Below are 18,123 nucleotides of genomic sequence, written 5' to 3'. Positions count from 1 at the left end.
ATGTCGATCGTTCTCGGATACGACGAGTCCCCGGGCGCGGTCCGCGCACTGCACGTCGCCATCGAGGTGTCGGCGGCGTTTCGCGAGCCGCTCGTGCTGGTCTACGGCGCGGCGGCGCCCGGCGCACTCGGCGAGGAGTACACCGCGCACCGCGATGCCGTCCAGGAGGTCGGCCGCACCGCACTCGGTCACGCCGTCGCGGTGGCCGACGAGGCCGGTGTGCGGACCACCGTCGAGGTCATCGACCAGAAGCCTGCGGAGGCGCTGATCGAGGCAGCGACGCGCCATGCGGCGAGGTTCATCGTGGTCGGCAGCTGGGGTGAGAGCCCGTTGCGCGGGGCCCTGCTGGGCTCCACACCCCACAAACTGCTGCATCTGTCCCGTACGCCCGTCCTGTGTGTGCCGACCGAGCCGTGACCCGCTGGGTTCAGCTCGCGGTGGCCTGTGCCGCGGCCTTGCCCGCCACGCGGCCCGAGAACAGGCAGCCGCCGAGGAAGGTGCCCTCCAGGGAGCGGTAGCCGTGCACCCCGCCGCCGCCGAAGCCGGCGACCTCTCCGGCCGCGTACAGACCGGAGATCGGGGTGCCGAAGGCGTCCAGGACACGGCCCGAGAGGTCGGTCTGGAGGCCTCCGAGGGTCTTGCGGGTGAGGATGTTGAGGCGCACGGCTATGAGAGGGCCGGCGCTCGTGTCCAGGATCTTGTGGGCGGACGCGGTCCGGCTGAGCGTGTCACCCGGGTAGGCGAGCGCATTGCGGATGCCCATGACCTGGACGTCCTTGGTGTACGGGTTGTCGATCTCGCGGTCACGGGCCTCGATCTGCCGCTTGAGGTCCGCGAGTTCGATGAGGTTGTCGCCGGTCAGCTTGTTCATGCCCGCGACGAGTTCGGGGAGGGTCTTGGCGACGACGAAGTCCTCACCCTTCTCCTTGAACCGCTCGATCGGCTCCGGCGTCTGCCAGATGCGGGACAGCAGCATCCAGATGTTCTTCTCCGTGAGGTCCGGATTCTGCTCGGAGCCGGAGAGCGCGAACTCCTTCGCGATGATCTTCTGGGTCGTGACGAACCAGGAGTAGTCGTAGCCGCTGTCGCTGATCGACTTGAGGGTGTGCAGGGTGTCGTAGCCCGGGATGTCGGGGCTGGAGAAACGCTTGCCCTCGGCGTCAAACCACATGGAGGACGGGCCGGGCAGGATGCGGATGCCGTGGCCGGGCCAGATCGGGTCGTAGTTCTTGAGGCCCTCGGTGTAGTGCCACATCCGGTCGGGGTTGACGATCCGTCCGCCCGCCTTCTCGGTGATCGCCAGCATCCGGCCGTCCACGTGCGCGGGCACGCCGGTGATCATGGACTTGGGCGGGGTGCCCAGCCGGGCGGGCCAGTTCTTGCGCACCAGCTCGTGGTTGGCGCCGATGCCGCCCGAGGTGACGATCACGACGGGGGCGTTCAGCTCGAAGTCGCCGACGACGGTACGGGAGCTGGGCTTGCCGCGCCCGGCGTTGCTCGGCTCCAGGACGGCGCCGCGTACGCCGGTGACGGCACCGCCCGTGACGATCAACTCGTCGACCCTGTGGCGGAACCTGAAGGTCACGAGGCCCCTCTCCACGGCCGCGCGAACCTTCTTCTCGAAGGGTTCGACCACGGCCGGTCCGGTCCCCCACGTGACGTGGAAGCGCGGCACCGAGTTGCCGTGCCCGTCCGCGAGGCCGCCGCCGCGCTCGGCCCAGCCGACGATCGGGAACCACTGCATGCCGAGCCCGGCGAGCCAGGACCGCTTCTCCTCGGAGGCGAAGTCCACATACGCCTCGGCCCACTTGTAGGCCCAGTGGTCCTGGCCCGACGGGTCGGAGATCCCGCGGTCGAAGCCGGCCGTGCCCAGCCAGTCCTGCCAGGCCAGCTCGTGGGAGTCCTTGATGCCCATCAGCCGCTGCTCGGCGGAGTCGACGAGGAACAGTCCGCCGAAGGACCAGAACGCCTGCCCGCCGAGACTGGCCTCCGGCTCCTGGTCCAGGAGCAGCACCTTGCGTCCCGCCGCGGCCAGTTCGGCCGTCGCGACCAGCCCGGCGAGGCCGTGGCCGACCACGATGGCGTCCGCGTCCGACGAGCCGGCCGAGGCCGCGAAGGCCGGGAACGTGGCCTGCGCGAGGGCGGCACCGGCGAGCACTCCGCCGGCGACGGTCAGGGCACGACGGCGCGTGATCGCGGCAGGGGTTGACGAGTTCTCCATGGGCTGCCTTCCGGGGAGATGCGCAAGGGGCGGGAGACACACGAGAGGCCGCTGCGAAAGCGGGTGTTACCGACGGTAGCCCAGGGGGTGCCAGGGTCGCCAGATGCTGCAGTCGTGAACTTTTCTCATGTTTTCACGCCCCATCTGCACGCCCAAACCCCTTGCCGCATCCGGCAGTCAAACGACATCCACCACGGGTGGCTCCGGCGGAGGCGGCACCTCGGCCGCGGGTGGCAGCCTCGCCTCCACCGGCGTGACCGTGCTCCGTCGCCGTGCTCGCGGCCGCGCTGCTCGCCGCCGAATGGGCGGCGTACCGCAAGGGCCGCAACGCCGGCTGACGGTGCGGCGGACGGGGTCAGCGTGCCCCGCCCGCCGCCGCAGCCGTCATACCGTCCGGCCCGCCACCACCCACTTCGAGGGCAGCTCGATCCGAGCGCCGTCAGGCCCGTACTCCGTGGTGATCAGCGGCAGTTCACCGCTCGCCAGGACGCTGAGCCCGGCCGCGCGCAGATACTCGGGCACGGCGGCGTCGGCGACCTCGCCGGGTGCGATGCCGTGCCGGAAGATCGGCGCGAGCTTGGGCGGCGGTCCCGACGGGCTCTGCGCGAGGCCCATGAGGAGCGGCTTCGCGGACTCGGAGAGTTCGACGAGGAAGGCCCGGCCGCGCTCGCCGACCAGCGTGGCGATCCCGTTCACCATCAGCTGCCGGTCGTCGGGCTCGGCCTGGTGCAGCACGCCCCGCATGTAGATGTTGGCGTCGCCGAGTTCGGCGTGCAGCGTCTCGGCCTCGGTCTTCTCCACCGCGTCGAACAGCCGGTACGTGGCCTGCCCGGCGGGGTCGGAATGCCGGGCGTGGTCGAGGGCCGCGGCGGACAGCTCGCCGCCGACCACGCGCGGGAAGCGCTCAGCGAGGAAACGCGTCTGAGTGCCGTTCCCACAGCCCAGGTCGACCATCGGCAGGCCCGGATCGGTCAGGTGCGCCTCGAAGAGGGCCAGGTGGCGGCCGGCGGTCAAAGCAGGCTCGGCGTCCCAGAACACCGCGCCCTGTTCACCGCTCGCTTCACGCCAGAAGCCCTCCCAGGCCTGACGGTACCGACTCGTCACGCTCATGTGCCCAACTCCCCAGGATGCGACGCCGACCCGTCGTCAAGTGACGGGCGAGTACGGTCTATCGCGGCCCGGTGACGGCTACAAGCGCGTGGCGCATTCCTTCACTCCGCATTCGAGACTCGTGCGCCGTCGTACGCCGTTCGGGGCACAAGTCGTACGCCCCTGGGGGCGCGAAGCGTCAGCGTCGCGGGAGGGTGAGTTCGAACCAGACGGCCTTTCCGGCGCTGGTGCGGCTGGTGCCCCACGCGCGGGCGAGCACGCTCACCACCCGCAGCCCGCGTCCGGTCTCGTCGTCCGGCCCGGCGTGGAGCAGGGTCGGAAGCTCGTGGTCGTCGTCGTCCACCTCGCACAGCAACGTCTCCCCACGGACGAGGCGCAGCTCTACGGGACGGCTGTGGGAGTGGCGTACGGCGTTGGTGACGAGCTCGCTGACCAGCAGCTCGGCGCTGTCGGCGAGCCGCGACAGGCCCCAGCCGTGCAACTGTTCACGGACGACGGCCCGGGCCCGGCAGACCTCCGCCGGGTCGAGGGCGAGCCGCCATTCGGCGACGTCGTCCGGCTCGATGCCGTTGAGGCGGGCCATCAGCAGGGCGACGTCGTCCTTGCGACCGCCGCAGCCCGCTTCCGAAAATGTCACAGCGAGCGCGCGGATGATCGTGTCGCAGGCGTCGTCCATGGACGCGGCCGGATGGGCGGCGGACTCGCACAGCGTCGCGAGCCCGACACCGATGTCTTCGCCGCGCACCTCGACCAGGCCGTCGGTGCACATCACGATCCGGTCGCCGGGCCGCACGTGCACGCGTACCGCCTCGAAGGGCACCCCGCCGACGCCGATCGGCGCGCCCGTGGGCAGGTCGAGCAGCTCGCTGCGCCCGTTGCCGGCGCGGACCAGGACGGGCGGGATGTGGCCGGCGTTGGCGATGTGGAGTTCGCCGGCGATCGGGTCGTAGACGGCGTACAGGCAGGTCGCGAGGTAGGTGTCGCCGAGGCGCTGGGCGAGGTCGTCGAGGTTGCGCAGCAACTGGGCGGGCGGCAGGTCGAGGGCGGCCATCGTCTGCACGGCCGTACGCAACTGGCCCATCATGGCGGCCGAGTTGAGGCCGTGCCCCATCACGTCACCGACGACCAGGGCGGTGCGGGCGCCGGGCAGTTTGACGGAGTCGAACCAGTCGCCGCCGACCCGGCCGAGCAGGGTGCCCGGCAGATAGCGGGTGGCGATGTCGCAGCCCGCCATGCGCGGCGGGATGTGCGGCAGCATGCTGTCCTGGAGGGTCTCGGCGACGCTCTCCTGGTACGTGTACATGCGCGCGTTGTCGAGCACCAGGCCCGCGCGGGCGGCGAGTTCGGCGCCGGTGACCCGATCCATGTCGTTGAACTCGACGCGCTCGGGGTGGCGCAGCAGGATCATGAAGCCGAGCACCACGTCGCGGGCCTTGAGCGGCACGACCAGCATGGAGCGGCCCGTGATGAGCGGCCGGATGTCCCGCTTCTCGAACTGCGAGGCGATGGCGTGCCCCATCTGCTCGCTGATGCGCGGCACGAGCACGGGGTCGCCGGTGGTCATGCACTGGAAGAAGGGCGTGTGCGCCGGGAAGGGCATGGCCTCGCCGACCGGCACGACATCCTCCCAGCGGCCGGGTTCGTCGGTGTGTTCGAGGGCGACCCGATGCCACATGGTGGTCGTGTCCGGCACGCCTTCCGGGAATCCCTCGCCGGCGACGACCTGTTCGCGCAGATAGGTTCCGGCAACGTCGGTGAAGCGGGGCACGACGGCCTTGCTGACCTCGACGATGGTCCGGGACAGATCGAGGGAGGTGCCGATGCGGCCGCTGACCTCGTTGAGGAACTCCAGGCGCTCGCGTACGGCGACGTACTCGAGGTCCTCGGCCTCGTCGGTGTACTCCCGCGGTAACGGCAGGCCCTGAGCGGCTGCCCGGGCGGCCCGCTCGCGGCGCGCCCTGCGCTCGGCACGCCGGGGCACGCCCCAGTCGGGGGTGACGGGGACGCGGTCGTTCTGGCTGAACTCCAGTACCGGATAGCCCAGTTCGAGGATCTGGCCGACGATGCGGGCGCTCTCCTCGACGCTCATGCTGGGCAGGATCTCGGGGAGCCTGCGGGCGAGTTCCTCGGCGCCGGGAAAGTCGGTGTGCAGGGCGAATCCGGGGGCGACGCGCTCGTAGCCGGTGTCCTCCTGGGCCTCCTGCTGGAGCCGGCCCACGTCGGCGCCCAGCACCAGCAGCCGCTCCGGGCCGGGGCCCACCAGCGGGTAGGCCCACCACAGGACGTCGACCCGGTCGCTCCCCGTCTCGCTTCGCTCGGGCACGGTGAGGCGGGCGCGGCCCGCGGCCGGGTAGTACAGCCGCCCGTCGAGGGACGTCTCAAGATCGTGGCCGAGACCGTCGTACGCCGAGTAGGCGCCGTACAGCGAGACGTCGTCGTCCTCGGGCAGCGCGCCGGAGACGGGCAGCAGATCGACGGCCGCGCGTCCGATCGCCTCCTCCTTGGCGGCGCCGAACAGACGGCGTGCGCCGGAGCTCCAGTGCGACACGAGGCCCTCACGGTCCACCACGACCACGGCCAGTGGGATCCGTCCGGACGCGGCGTGTTCCGTCACCGCGCCGTCCCTCTCGGTGCCACGGTCCATGGCCCAGGCCCTCTCTCCCCACGGCTCCACAAGATCTGCGCGCCCACACCACCGTACGGCTCCGAGCCGACGTGATGTGCGGCAATACGGGAATTGATATGACGAGATCAAGACGGCCCGCACAGGGACCGAAAGACCCGTCCGCGCCACGTCCCCGCAGGACAGCCCAGGTGCGGGTGCGCCGGCTCAGTCCTCGTGTCCGAGCTGAAGATCGCGTTCCGTACGGCCTCCGCCGGCGACCTGGAGCACGGTGGCGACCGGCGGGTAACCGGTGGCGATGACGGTGTACTCGCCGGTGGACAGGTCGACGAACCGGAAGGTCCCGTCGGGCCCGGTCGTGAGCGTGTCCATGACGTTGCCGGCCGCGTCGAGCAGCGTCACGCGTGCGTCCTCGACGGGGCGCCCCCCGCCTGCCCGCACGGTGCCCCGCAGCAGGGCGCCGCCGGCGAGTTCGATGTCCTGGCGGGTCTCGCGGGCCGCCTTGACGGTGACGGGGACGGCGGCCGGGCGGAAGGCGGAGGCGCTCGCGGCGAGGGTGTACTCGCCGGCGACGAGTTCGGTGATGACGTAGCCGCCCTCGCGCCCGCTGCGGGTGGTGGCGACGACCTCGCCCTGCACGTTGGTGAGCGTGACCGTGGCGTCCACGGGCGTGCCGTCGGGGGTGAGCACCCGCCCGGCGAGACGTCCGGCGCCGCCGAGGACGATGTCCAGATCGACCGGGCCTTCGCCGACGGTCACGGTGACGGCCTGCGGCTGGTGGCCGCCCGCCGCGGCGATCATGACGTACGACCCGGGGCCCGGCGTCGCCAGCGCGTACCGGCCGTCGTCGCCGCTCGCGCCGCGCCCGACCTGCTGCCCGCCGATGTCGATGAGCGTGAGTGCCGCGCGCGGTACGACGGTCCCGTCGGGATGCTGCACCAGGCCGCAGACGGGCACTCCGGTGGCGTACTGCGAACGGGCGGGCGGGATCGGGGCGTTCACCGGCGCCGCTTCCGTCTCCGGGGCCTGGGCGTTGTGGGACACCAGCGGTTTCTCCTTGAGGAAGAAGGCGATGAGCAGGCCCAGCACGAGCACCGGCACGAGGTAGAGGAAGATCCTCGGCATGGCGTCGGCGTAGGCCTGGATGTAGTCGTCGCGCAGGGCCGGGGGCAGGGTGTGGACGAGCTGCGGGGTGATCGACTCGGGGTCGGGCAGCCCGGCGCCCGTGCGCGTGGGGAGCCGGTCGGCCAGGGCGTCGGCGAGCCGGTCGGCGAAGAGGGTGCCGAAGATGGCGGCACCGACGCTGCCGCCGATCTGCCGGAAGTAGTTGTTGGCGCTGGTGGCGGTGCCGAGGTCGGCGGGGCGTACGGAGTTCTGCACGGCGAGGATCAGGACCGGCATCACCATGCCGATGCCGGCGCCGAGCACGGCCATCCAGAGGCTGTAGTGCAGCCGGGGCGTGTCGACTTCGAGGCGGGACAGCAGCCACATGCCGACGGCCGAGAGCGCGCCGCCGAGCACGGTGTAGATCTTGTAGCGGCCGGTGAGGCTGATGAGTTGGCCGCAGACGATCGAGGCGCCGACGATCCCGCCCATCATCGGCAGCATCAACAGGCCCGACTCGGTGGCCGAGGCCCCGTCGACCATCTGCAGATAGGTCGGCAGATAGCTGGCGGCGCCGAACAGCGCGACGCCGGTCACCAGACCGACCAGGCCAGTGACGTTGAAGACTGAGTCCCTGAACAGCCGCAGCGGGATGAGGGGTTCGGCGGCGAAGTGCTCGGCGACCACGAAGAGGACCGAGGCGACGGCCGCTCCCCCGGCGAGGCCGAGGATGACGCGGGAGTCCCAGGCGTACTCGATGCCGCCCCAACTGGTCAGCAGGACCAGGCAGGTGGAGGCGGCGGCCAGCAGCAGGGAGCCGAGGACGTCGAGCCGGGCCCTGGTCCTCGGCTTCGGCAGTTTCAGTACGACGGCCACGACGGCCAGGGTGACGAGGCCGAAGGGGACGTTGATGTAGAAGCACCAGCGCCAGGAGACGTGGTCCGTGAAGTAGCCTCCCAGCAGCGGGCCGGCGACCGACGCGAGGCCGAACGCGGCGCCGATCAGGCCCATGAAGCGGCCGCGCTCCCTGGCGGGCACGATGTCCGCGATGATCGCCTGGACGCCGATCATGAGCCCGCCGGCACCGACGCCCTGCACCGCGCGAAAGGCGATGAGCTGGTCCATGCTCTCGGCCCGCCCGGCGAGCGCGGAGCCGACGACGAAGACGACGATCGCGAACTGGAAGACGCCCTTGCGGCCGAGGAGGTCGCCGAGCTTACCGTAGATCGGCAGTCCGACGGTCGCGGTGAGCAGGTAGGCGGTGATCGCCCAGGACATCTTGTCCAGGCCGTGCAGCTCGCCGACGATCTTCGGCAGGGCGGTGGCGACGATCATCTGCTCCAGCGCGGCCAGCAGCAGCGCGAGCATCAGCGCGAAGAAGACCAACCGCACGCGACGCGGGCTCAGTTGGGAATCGACGTCTCGGGGCGGAGCCTGTTGAGGTGGTGCGGTGACGGTTTCGTCCTGCACCAGAGTCGTGCCGCCCACGTACCGCTCCCCTCGCCGTACCTGCTCACATTTCCCGCATTAGGCGACAACTACGAGCAAGCACGGCGAGTTACGGCGCAGTCCCGGACACGGCGGAGATCCACTCGATCCGGTGAGGGGGCCAAGGGCCCCCGGGCACCTGGGACTTACTTCTCGACCTCGGTGGCGAGCTTGGCGAGCAGCTCGTCATAGATCCGGCCGAGGCCCTTGGGGGCGAAGGTCTTCTCGAAGAAGCCTCCGATACCGCCGGCACCCTGCCAGGTGCTGGTGACGACGACGAGGGACTTGCCCTCGCCGGCCGGGGTGACCCGCCAGGTGGTGACCATGGAGGAGTTGCGGTCCTTCTCGACGAGCTCGCCGTCGGTGGGCTCGCTGACCTCCAGGAGGCAGTCGCGCACGCGCTTGCTGGTGGCCTGGAGCTTCCAGTGGACGAGGGTGCCCTCGCCGTCGCCGCCCTCACGCACCTCGTATTCGCTGAAGTGCCCGGGCAGCAGCTTCCGCCGCGTGCCGCTGTAGTCGGCGAGGGCGTCGAACACCTTCTCCGCGTCCGCCGCGACGACCCGCTCCGTAGTGGCCTCGACCTGCGCCATTGACTTCCTCCAGGACCTGAATGCTCGGGGGTTGGAGCAAGCCAACCACCCCGCTGCCGGACCGCCCAAATCGGGGTCCCGATCAGCTCTCCGAAGCGATCGCACAGTGATCGAAAACGAAGCCCGGAGATAGGTCGCACGATCAAGGGAACATGTGTTCTATTCTGAGGGCAGTGCTACCGAGGAGGCCTCATGCGCTGGGAGAACCTCACCCTGGAGTCCGACCACAGCCGTGCCGACTCCGCGCTGTTCGGCGCGGACGCGGTGGTCACCCGTACCTTCGACACGCCCGAGTTCGCCGGGATCACGTTCCACGAGATCCGGGCCCGCTCGATCCTCAACCGGGTGCCGGGCGCCTCGCGCATGCCCTTCGAGTGGACGGTCAACCCCTATCGGGGCTGCTCGCACGCGTGCGTGTACTGCTTCGCCCGCAAGACCCACAGCTATCTGGACCTGGACACGGGCCTCGGCTTCGACTCCCAGATCGTGGTCAAGGTGAACGCGCCGGAGCTGCTGCGCCGCCAGCTCGGCTCGCGCCGCTGGCAGGGCGATCACATAGCGATGGGCACGAACGTCGACTGCTACCAGCGGGCGGAGGGCCGCTACCGCCTGATGCCGGGGATCCTCGCCGCCCTGCGCGACCACGCCAACCCGTACTCGATCCTGACCAAGGGCACGCTGATCCTGCGCGACCTGGAGCTGCTGAAGCAGTCCGCGCAGGTGACGGACGTCGGCGTCTCCGTCTCGGTCGGCTTCACCGACCCCGAGCTGTGGCGCACCGTGGAGCCGGGCACACCCGCCCCCGAGCGCCGCCTGGACGTCGTACGGACGCTGACCGAGCACGGGCTCTCATGCGGTGTGCTGATGGCGCCGGTGATCCCGTTCCTGAGCGACAGCCCGGCCCAACTGCGGGCCACCGTCCGCGCGATCGCCGCCTCCGGGGCCACCTCGGTCACGCCCCTGGTGCTGCATCTGCGGCCCGGGGCACGCGAGTGGTTCATGGCCTGGCTCGGCCGGGAGCATCCGTATCTGGTGCGCCGGTACGAGCGGCTGTACGCGGAGGGCGCCTACGCGCCGAAGTGGTACCAGCGCCGGGTCACCCGTCAGGTGCACGACCTGGCGGAGGAGTACGGGATCGGCCCCACGCGCAAGGAGATGCCCCGGCGGATCCGGGAGCCGGAGCCGGCCCCCGCGGAGCACGCGCCGTCCGAACCGACCCAGCTCTCGCTGATCTGAGAGCGTTGGCAGGCATTGGAGCGCATCTCTCGGCCCAATAGGGTCAAGTCTTGCCCGAAGCAGTTCTTCCAGGCGCCCGTTCCGGGATGAATGCGGCCGGGATCGTGGCCTTCGCGGTCCCGCACCCTCCGTCCTGGGAGGACCCCATGGGAAGACGCGCAGCCGTGCTGTGCGGCGCCGCCGTCGTCATGGCCGCAACCGTGACGGCTGTCCCCGCCGGAGCGAGCGCCACCGACACCGCGGACACCTTCAAGACCGCACCTCTGGCCTGGAAGAAGTGCGGCACCACGAAATACCCGACGCTGCAGTGCGCGTCCCTCGACGTGCCGCTCGACCACACCGAACCGCGCGGACGGCAGATCACCCTCGCGCTGTCCCGCGTCCCGCACACCGCGAAGAAGTACCAGGGCCCGCTGCTGGTCAACCCGGGCGGCCCCGGCGGCAGCGGTCTCCTGCTCGCCGGATTCGTCGCCTCCGCACTGCCCAAGGCAGTGGCGGCCCAGTACGACGTCATCGGCTTCGACCCGCGCGGCGTCGGCAGGAGCAAGCCTGCCGTCAACTGCAAGCCCGGCCACTTCGCCCCGGTGCGCCCGGACTCCCTGCCGAGCACACCGTGGATCGAGCGGGCCAACCTGCTGCGCGCCAAGTCCTTCGCGCGGGCCTGCGGCAAGAAGTACGCGGACGTGCTGCCGCACCTCAACACCGTCAGCGCCGTGCGCGACATGGACCGCATCCGCGCGGCACTCGGGGCGCGGCAGATCAACTACTTCGGTTACTCGTACGGCACCTACCTCGGCGCGGTCTACGCCAAGCTCTTCCCGCAGCGGGTGCGGCGCGCGGCCCTCGACTCCGTCGTCGACCCCACCGGCGTCTGGTACGAGGCCAACCTCGCGCAGGACGTCGCCTTCAACGACCGGCACCGCGCGTTCCTGGCGTGGGTCGCCAAGTACGACCGGACGTACGGGCTCGGCACCGATCCGTCGAGGGTCGAGGCCGCGTGGTACCGGATGCGGGCGGCCCTGGCCAGGACGCCGGCCGGCGAGAAGGTGGGCGCCGCCGAGCTGGAGGACACCTTCCTGCCCGGCGGTTACTACAACGGCTACTGGCCCTACCTCGCCGAGGCGTTCGCCTCGTACGTGAACGACGGGAACGCCGACCCGTTGGTCGAGGCGTACGAGAGGTTCGGCGCCGCCGACGCGTCCGACGAGAACAGCTACAGCATCTACGCCTCCGTGCAGTGCCGGGACGCCGCCTGGTCGCGCGACTGGCAGCAGTGGCGGACGGACAACTGGTCCGTGCACGCGAAGGCGCCGTTCATGACCTGGAACAACGCCTGGTACAACGCGCCGTGCGCGTTCTGGCCGAAGGACCCGCTCCCCTCGGTGAGCATCGCCAACAGCAAGGTGCCACCGGTGCTGCTCTTCCAGTCGACCGACGACGCGGCCACCCCGTACCAGGGCGCCGTCACGGTGCACCGGCAGCTGGCCCGCTCCAGCCTGGTGGTCGAGCGGGGCGGCGGCAACCACGCCGTCACGCTGGGCGGGAACTCCTGCCTGGACAAACACCTCGCGGCCTACCTCGCCGACGGCACGGTGCCGCGCGGCGCGGGTGAGGTCGACGCGGTGTGCGAGGCGCGGCCCGACCCGAAGCCGCTGAGCTCCAAGGTGGTGTCGGCGGCGGCGCGCGGCGCGGAGCTGCACCGGCTGGTCGGCTTCCGCCACTGAGCGCTTGAGCGCCCGGTCACCGGTCACCGATCGCCTGACGGTCCGTCGGGGGCGTTGTCAGACCCAAGGTCCACCATGGACGCATGAGTGAGCTGACCAGGATTCCCGCCCCCGACGGGTCGCCCCCGCCGCTCAGTACACCCATGTCGTGCTCGGCACCGGCCGCTTCGTCGCCCGTCTCCGGCCGGCTCGCCCTCGACGAGGACGGCAAGCTGGTCGGTGAGGGCGCCCCCGCGGCCCAGGCCCGCCAGGTCTCTGAGCACCTGAGGCGGTGCCTGACCGCGGCTGGGGGTACTCCCACGCCCTTGAGGCAGTGGGGGAGCGGCCTTCGACGACGTCATCAAGCTCACCTACTTCGCGCCCAGGTCGCCGGCCTGGTGCGCTCGGAGTTCCTGATGGAGGTCGAGGCGTTCGCGGTGCTGCCGGGTCAATCCGGGGGCAGGCCGGGGTGACGGGTGGCTACGGTGCTGTCATGGATGCGATGGATGACGACGGGATTCGGATCCGCCCCATGGCCCTGGCCGACTGCGACCGCGTCGCCGAGATCCGCATCGGCGGCTGGCGGACCGCCTACAAGGGGCTGATCCCGCAGTCGTACCTGGACGCCCTGGACGTGGCCCGGGATGCCGAACGCCGCCGCGGCTACTTCTCGCAGGCCGACGGCAGTGTGGTCGACCTGGTCGCCGAGCAGGACGGCCGGATCGTCGGCTGGGCCTGCCACGGTCCGTACCGCGACGGTGAAGTGCGGACCGGGGACGCCGAGTTGTACGCCATCTACGTGGACCCGGTGCGATACGGGGCCGGCATCGGGCAGGCCCTCCTCCAGCAGGCGGTACGCCGGTGCACCACCGCCGGACACGCCCGCATGCTCCTGTGGGTCCTCAAGGACAACGACCGCGCCCGGCGCTTCTACGAACGTGCGGGCTTCCGACCGGACGGGGCCGAGGAGCCCTTCGAGGTGGACGGCGTCGAGGTGCCCGAGGTGCGGTACGCGCGTGCGCTGAGGGCCGGCTGACAGGGGCGTCGCTCGTGCGTGTTGCCGTCCGTTCTTGCGCGTTGCCGCCTGTCGGCCGGGGCCTCACCGCTGGTGCGGGATGCGTGCCAGCGCCCGTACCGCCGCCTCCGCGAGGGTCGGGTGGGCCAGGGCTTCGTTCAGAATGCGTCTGGCCCGGGTGTCGCCGAGGGTGCCGAGGCCGTCCACGCAGGCGAGGGCCACGCGGCGGTAGGGGTCGTGCGGGCGCAGGCGTCGCTCCAGGGTGGTGATGAGGGCGGGCACGGCCTCGGGGGCGCGCAGTTCGACCAGGAGCCGGACCGGGTGCAGGGCGTAGGCGACGCGGAGTTCGTTGGTGGCGAGGGCGGCGGCCGCGCGGGCGGTGCGCGGGTCGCCGAGGCGGGCGAGGGCGTGGGCGGCGGAGGCGCAGCGTTGCGGGTCGCGATGGTTGAGGAGCAGGACGAGGGACTCGAAGGCCCGCCGGTCCCCGGCGAGGCCCAACCGGAACGCGGCCAGCTCCCTGGCCCACAGCGGCTGCCCCGGCGCGGTGAGCACGTCGGCCAGTTCACCCAGGTCCTCGGTCGTCACGAGGCGGTCGTACGCGGCGGACGCCCCGGACTCCTGCCGTAAGCGCTCCGTGAGTGATCGCAACTCTTCGTCCATGAAGGCGAGCGTATGCAAGCGGCCCGCTTCTCGGGACCTACATCACAAAGACGGGGGCTGGCGTGCTCGTTACCCACCGGTTAAGCTCATACGAGCGAGTCACCCACTCGCACATTTGCTTGCAGCGGCCTGGTGACGCAGCCGCCGCGAGTGCTGGTCGGTTCGGTACATCGCGTACCGCAGTACGACCCGGCTCCGGGACAGGGCCGGTCGGATCCTCCGTTCCCCGGGGCGTGTGCACGCCCCTCGGCGACGGCACCGGGCGTGTGCGCCAGTAGCCCGGCAACACCCGCACTCACTCCTCTCCGCACCCGGTGCGCTCCCAGTTCGGCCCCAGTGGGGCCGGCCTCGGCGCACCCGGGCGCGCTCCCAGTCGTCACCCTCATTCCTGGAGTCCCGCGATGGCCACTCCCCTGTCCGACACCCCTCTGTCCCCGCTGAAGACCGTTGCCGTCGTCGGCCTCGGCACCATGGGCACCGGCATCGCCGAGGTCCTCGCCAAGGCGGGCCGCGACGTCATCGGCATCGACATCACCGAGGCCGCGACCGCCAAGGCCGTCGCCGCCCTGGAATCCTCGACCGCCCGCGCCGTGGAGCGCGGCAAGCTGACCGAGGACGAGCGCGCGGACCTCCTCTCCCGCGTCCGCACCTCCACCGACCTGCGGACCGCGGCCGACGCCGACCTGGTCATCGAGGTGGCGCCGGAGTCGTACGAGATCAAGCAGCAGATCTTCCGCGAGCTGGACGGCATCGTGCGCCCGGAGACGATCCTGGCGACCGGCACCAACGCCCTCTCGGTCACGCGGCTGGCCGCCGACTCCTCCCGCCCGGAGCGGGTGCTCGGTCTGCACTTCTTCAACCCGGCGCCGGCGATGCGGCTGGTCGAGGTCGTCTCCTCCGTGCTGACCGCGCCGACCGCCGTCTCCGCGGTCACCAACCTCGCCCTGGACCTCGGCAAGGAGCCCGTCGCGGTGGGCGACCGGCCCGGATTCGTCGCCGACGGGCTGCTGTTCGGCTACCTCAACCAGGCGGCCGCGATGTACGAGGCGAAGTACGCCTCCCGCGAGGACATCGACGCCGCGATGCGGCTGGGCTGCGGACTGCCGATGGGCCCGCTGGCGCTGCTCGACCTGATCGGCATCGACACCGCGCGCAAGGTCCTGGAGGCCATGTACGCCGAGTCCCGCGACCGCCTGCACGCCCCCGCGCCGATCCTCAAGCAGCTCAGCGAGGCGGGCCTGACGGGCCGTAAGTCGGGCCGCGGCTTCTACACGTACGAGGCGCCGGGCAGCGCCGCCGTCGTGCGGGACGCGCTGACGCCGCTGGACGGCGCCGCCCTCACGCCGGGCCGTGAGGTCCGCTCGGTCGGTGTCGCGGGCTCCGGCACGATGGCGTCCGGGATCGCGGAGGTCTTCGCCAAGGCCGGGTACGAGGTCGTGCTCGCCGCCCGCAGCGAGGAGAAGGCGCAGACCGCGAAGGCCCGTATCGGCAAGTCCCTTTCTCGCTCTGTCGACAAGGGCCGGATGACCGCCGAGGTCGCCGCGCAGACCCTGGACCGGATCACCGCGGCGGGTTCGTACGACGCGTTCGCCGACGTCGATCTGGCCGTCGAGGCCGTCGCCGAGGACCTGGAGATCAAGCGGCAGCTGTTCGCGACGCTGGACAAGGTCTGCAAGCCGGGCGCGGTGCTGGCCACCACCACCTCCTCGCTGCCCGTCGTCGCCTGTGCCCGCGCCACCTCGCGTCCGCAGGACGTGATCGGCATGCACTTCTTCAACCCGGCGCCGGCGATGAAGCTGGTCGAGGTCGTCCGCACGGTGCTGACGGCCGACGACGTCCACGCGACGGTCCGCGAGGTCTGCGGCAGGATCAGGAAGCACGCCGTGGACTGCGGCGACCGGGCCGGATTCATCGTCAACGCGCTGCTGTTCCCGTACCTGAACAACGCGATCAAGATGGTGCAGGAGCACTACGCGACGCTGGACGACATCGACGCGGCGATGAAGCTGGGCGGCGGCTACCCGATGGGCCCGTTCGAACTGCTGGACGTCGTCGGGCTCGATGTGTCCCTTGCGATCGAGAAGGTCCTGCACCGCGAGTTCCGCGACCCGGGCCTGGCTCCGGCGCCGCTGCTGGAGCACCTGGTGGCCGCGGGCTGCCTCGGCCGCAAGACGGGCCGTGGCTTCCGCGAATATGCCCGGCGCTGAGCGGCCCGGGGACTGGTTCGGAGCGGGTCAGGAGTGGGGCGGGCTGCTGGATCCCGGCAGCTCTCCCCCGGCCGCCCGGTGCGGCTCGGCCCCGCCCGCCGAACCCGGAGTTCCCCCGCCCGCCGAGGGCGGGGGAAACCCCGTACATGCGCATCAAGCTGCGCACATGCAGTACGTTCGGGTCATGCCCCAGCCCGCCAAGTCCTCACGTACACCAGCCACGCCCGACGCACCGGAAAGTGCCGCAGGCAGTCGCGCGGCCGCCCAGCGGCTCAAGATGCGCCGCGAACTGGCGGCCGCGGCCATGGAGCTGTTCGCGACCAAGGGGTACGAGGCAACCACCGTCGACGAGATCGCGGCGCAGGCCGGGGTCGCCCGCCGCACGTTCTTCCGCCACTTCCGCTCCAAGGAAGAGGCGATCTTCCCCGACCACGACGACACGCTGATCCGCGCGGAGGCGGTGCTCAACGCGGCGCCCGCGCACGAGCACCCGCTCGACACCGTGTGCCGGGGCATCAAGGAAGTCATGAAGATGTACGCGGCCCGGCCGGAGATCTCGGTGGCCCGCTACAAGCTCACGCGCGAGGTGCCCACCCTGCGGGAGGCGGAGATCGCGTCGGTGGCCCGCTACGAGCGCCTGTTCACCCGCTACCTCCTCGGCCACTTCGACGAGCACGCCCACGACGACGACGCCAACGACGACCCGCTGCTGGCGGAGGTCGCCGCGTCGGCCGTGGTCACCGCGCACAACCACGTCCTGCGGCGCTGGCTGCGGGCCGGCGGACAGGGCGATGTGGAGGCGCAGCTCGACCACGCCTTCGCGATCGTGCGGCGGACGTTCGGGACGGGGATCGGCGCGGGGCGGGAGACCGCGCCGCGTACGGTGCCGGCCTCCGTGGCAGGCCAGGGCGAGGTACTCGTGACCGTGGCGCGGACCGACGCGCCGCTCGACGAGGTGATGCGGACCATCGAGCAGGCGCTGAAGGAGCGGGCTTAGAGCGCCACCGGGGCTGCGGGAGGGCTCCTCCTGCGGCTGCGGGGCCTTCTGGCGGCGAGGCCCTCCGCGGGAACCAATGGCCCGACCCGTCCGTCCTCCATGTCGAAGCATGATCTTCATGGTGTGCGACGGAAGTGGGTTGCCATGCAGACGAACGACTCGACCGAGCTCCAGGCCACGCTGGCCGACGGGCGGCGCATGACGCTGTCCCTCCCCGCGACGGACGCGAAGTGGGCCGCCGACGGCATCGGGGGCCTGCGTGCCGTCGCGCCCACGCACACGGGCCGCGGCGAGGAGCCGCCCGCCCTCCCCGAGGAGCCGGCGCTCCCCCTGCAGGTGGCCCTGCTCGGGCTGGGGGCCTAGGTCGTGTCCGCATAGTCCCGTCGTTCGACCGGAGGGCGGGCCCCGCGGGGGTCTGGTGCGTGCTCTCGGCGTGCCGGGCGTCGCGGGGCAGGCGGGACTTTGCGGACACGATCTAACGCCCAGCGCCTGTCCGGCGGATCGGGCCGGTCCCGAGCGACAGCCTCGCGCCAGGCCTCGCGCCGGAGACATGACCCGCCGGACCAGGCCCTGTCCCCGGCGCAGCCGGACCGACCGGCCCGGGGACGAATCTCGCCGCCGAGCCCGGGTCCGCCTCCCCCGGTGAGCAGCCCCGCCACCAGCCGTCCCGTCGCCGGGGCCGGCATGTTGTGGCCGTCGAGCAGGATCGCGGGTCGGCCCGGTACCGGGCCGATGAGGGGCAGGCCGTCGGGGGCATCGAGGGGCGGCCCCATCCACTCCTGCTCCCGCCGCTCCCAGCCGGCGCCCGGCAGATACGGCCGGGCAGTCGCCACCAGCGCCTGAACGCGGCCCTGTCGGAAGAGGTCCGGGCCCCGGTCGAACCCCATCTACCCGGCGGCCGACTCGATGCGTACGCCGAGCAAGGCACACACCGCCCGGGACCGGACGCCCGCGGCGATCACGACGGCACGCGCTTGGTAGGGCCCCGCGACCGTACGGGCCTCGACGCGATCCGCGTCCTCCCGCACCGGCGTCACCCGCGTGCCCTCGACCAGCTCGGCTCCATCGCGTCGCAGCCACGAACTACCCACCAGTCACTACTAGCTGAGGCTCGCAGGAACTTGGCAGGGGCGGCTGGCCCGAGGGCGGGCTCCGTCCCGACCGGCGCC

Annotated in this window: 14 protein-coding genes and 1 pseudogene; 8 read left to right on the top strand and 7 right to left on the bottom strand. The window is 71.5% G+C overall.

The window, feature by feature from the left end; translation table 11 throughout:
* On the top strand, window positions 1-417 hold the full coding sequence (locus ACZ7L5_RS04710) for a universal stress protein (protein ID WP_363039854.1): 417 nt from the start codon (window positions 1-3) through the stop codon (window positions 415-417).
* A 10-nt stretch (window positions 418-427) separates the two neighbouring features.
* Here the strand turns inward: ACZ7L5_RS04710 and ACZ7L5_RS04705 are convergent, their stop codons facing one another.
* The 5 genes from ACZ7L5_RS04705 to ACZ7L5_RS04685 all read right to left on the bottom strand — a co-directional run bounded on the left by ACZ7L5_RS04705 (window position 428) and on the right by ACZ7L5_RS04685 (window position 9,136).
* Window positions 428-2,221 carry an FAD-binding dehydrogenase gene (locus ACZ7L5_RS04705; protein WP_471514352.1) on the bottom strand — a complete coding sequence of 598 codons (1,794 nt, stop codon included), beginning with the start codon at window positions 2,219-2,221 and terminating at the stop codon, window positions 428-430.
* A 384-nt stretch (window positions 2,222-2,605) separates the two neighbouring features.
* The gene (locus ACZ7L5_RS04700) at window positions 2,606-3,331 is read right to left on the bottom strand and encodes a class I SAM-dependent methyltransferase (protein WP_471514351.1); all 726 of its coding nucleotides are present in this window, start codon (window positions 3,329-3,331) and stop codon (window positions 2,606-2,608) included.
* 178 nt (window positions 3,332-3,509) lie between these two features.
* Window positions 3,510-5,975 (bottom strand): SpoIIE family protein phosphatase, encoded by a 2,466-nt coding sequence (locus ACZ7L5_RS04695; protein ID WP_471514349.1) that lies wholly within the window; start codon window positions 5,973-5,975, stop codon window positions 3,510-3,512.
* 186 nt (window positions 5,976-6,161) lie between these two features.
* Window positions 6,162-8,546, bottom strand: a complete 2,385-nt coding sequence (locus ACZ7L5_RS04690) for an MFS transporter (RefSeq protein ID WP_471514348.1) — start codon at window positions 8,544-8,546, stop codon at window positions 6,162-6,164.
* Between the two features lie 146 nt (window positions 8,547-8,692).
* Window positions 8,693-9,136 (bottom strand): SRPBCC family protein, encoded by a 444-nt coding sequence (locus tag ACZ7L5_RS04685; RefSeq protein ID WP_471514346.1) that lies wholly within the window; start codon window positions 9,134-9,136, stop codon window positions 8,693-8,695.
* A 192-nt stretch (window positions 9,137-9,328) separates the two neighbouring features.
* Between ACZ7L5_RS04685 and ACZ7L5_RS04680 the strand changes: the two genes are divergently transcribed.
* The 4 genes and pseudogenes from ACZ7L5_RS04680 to ACZ7L5_RS04665 all read left to right on the top strand — a co-directional run bounded on the left by ACZ7L5_RS04680 (window position 9,329) and on the right by ACZ7L5_RS04665 (window position 13,111).
* Window positions 9,329-10,372, top strand: coding sequence for an Rv2578c family radical SAM protein (locus ACZ7L5_RS04680; RefSeq protein WP_471514344.1), 1,044 nt, complete (start codon window positions 9,329-9,331; stop codon window positions 10,370-10,372).
* Window positions 10,373-10,518: 146 nt separating this feature from the next.
* The gene (locus ACZ7L5_RS04675; protein ID WP_471514342.1) at window positions 10,519-12,096 is read left to right on the top strand and encodes an alpha/beta hydrolase; all 1,578 of its coding nucleotides are present in this window, start codon (window positions 10,519-10,521) and stop codon (window positions 12,094-12,096) included.
* 83 nt (window positions 12,097-12,179) lie between these two features.
* Window positions 12,180-12,548: pseudogene (locus ACZ7L5_RS04670) on the top strand (Rid family hydrolase).
* A gap of 29 nt (window positions 12,549-12,577) precedes the next feature.
* Window positions 12,578-13,111: a GNAT family N-acetyltransferase gene (locus ACZ7L5_RS04665; protein WP_471514523.1), complete on the top strand. Its 534-nt coding sequence runs from the start codon at window positions 12,578-12,580 to the stop codon at window positions 13,109-13,111.
* A gap of 63 nt (window positions 13,112-13,174) precedes the next feature.
* On the opposite strand, the gene ACZ7L5_RS04660 is transcribed toward ACZ7L5_RS04665, so the two are convergent.
* A complete protein-coding gene (locus ACZ7L5_RS04660; protein ID WP_363045685.1) occupies window positions 13,175-13,750 on the bottom strand; it encodes an adenylosuccinate lyase in 576 nt (191 codons plus the stop codon).
* A gap of 401 nt (window positions 13,751-14,151) precedes the next feature.
* Here ACZ7L5_RS04660 and ACZ7L5_RS04655 point away from each other — a divergent pair, with 401 nt between their 5' ends.
* The 3 genes from ACZ7L5_RS04655 to ACZ7L5_RS04645 all read left to right on the top strand — a co-directional run bounded on the left by ACZ7L5_RS04655 (window position 14,152) and on the right by ACZ7L5_RS04645 (window position 17,317).
* Window positions 14,152-15,957: a 3-hydroxyacyl-CoA dehydrogenase family protein gene (locus ACZ7L5_RS04655; RefSeq protein WP_471514340.1), complete on the top strand. Its 1,806-nt coding sequence runs from the start codon at window positions 14,152-14,154 to the stop codon at window positions 15,955-15,957.
* Window positions 15,958-16,141: 184 nt separating this feature from the next.
* Window positions 16,142-16,954, top strand: a complete 813-nt coding sequence (locus ACZ7L5_RS04650; protein WP_362381512.1) for a TetR family transcriptional regulator — start codon at window positions 16,142-16,144, stop codon at window positions 16,952-16,954.
* 144 nt (window positions 16,955-17,098) lie between these two features.
* Window positions 17,099-17,317, top strand: coding sequence for a hypothetical protein (locus ACZ7L5_RS04645; protein WP_467483458.1), 219 nt, complete (start codon window positions 17,099-17,101; stop codon window positions 17,315-17,317).
* A 524-nt stretch (window positions 17,318-17,841) separates the two neighbouring features.
* Here ACZ7L5_RS04645 and ACZ7L5_RS04640 read toward each other — a convergent pair.
* Window positions 17,842-18,045 carry a hypothetical protein gene (locus tag ACZ7L5_RS04640; protein WP_471514338.1) on the bottom strand — a complete coding sequence of 68 codons (204 nt, stop codon included), beginning with the start codon at window positions 18,043-18,045 and terminating at the stop codon, window positions 17,842-17,844.
* Window positions 18,046-18,123 lie beyond the last annotated feature (78 nt).

The organism is Streptomyces sp. NPDC107528 (assembly GCF_055639295.1).
This window is presented reverse-complemented; position numbering and strand designations above follow the sequence as displayed.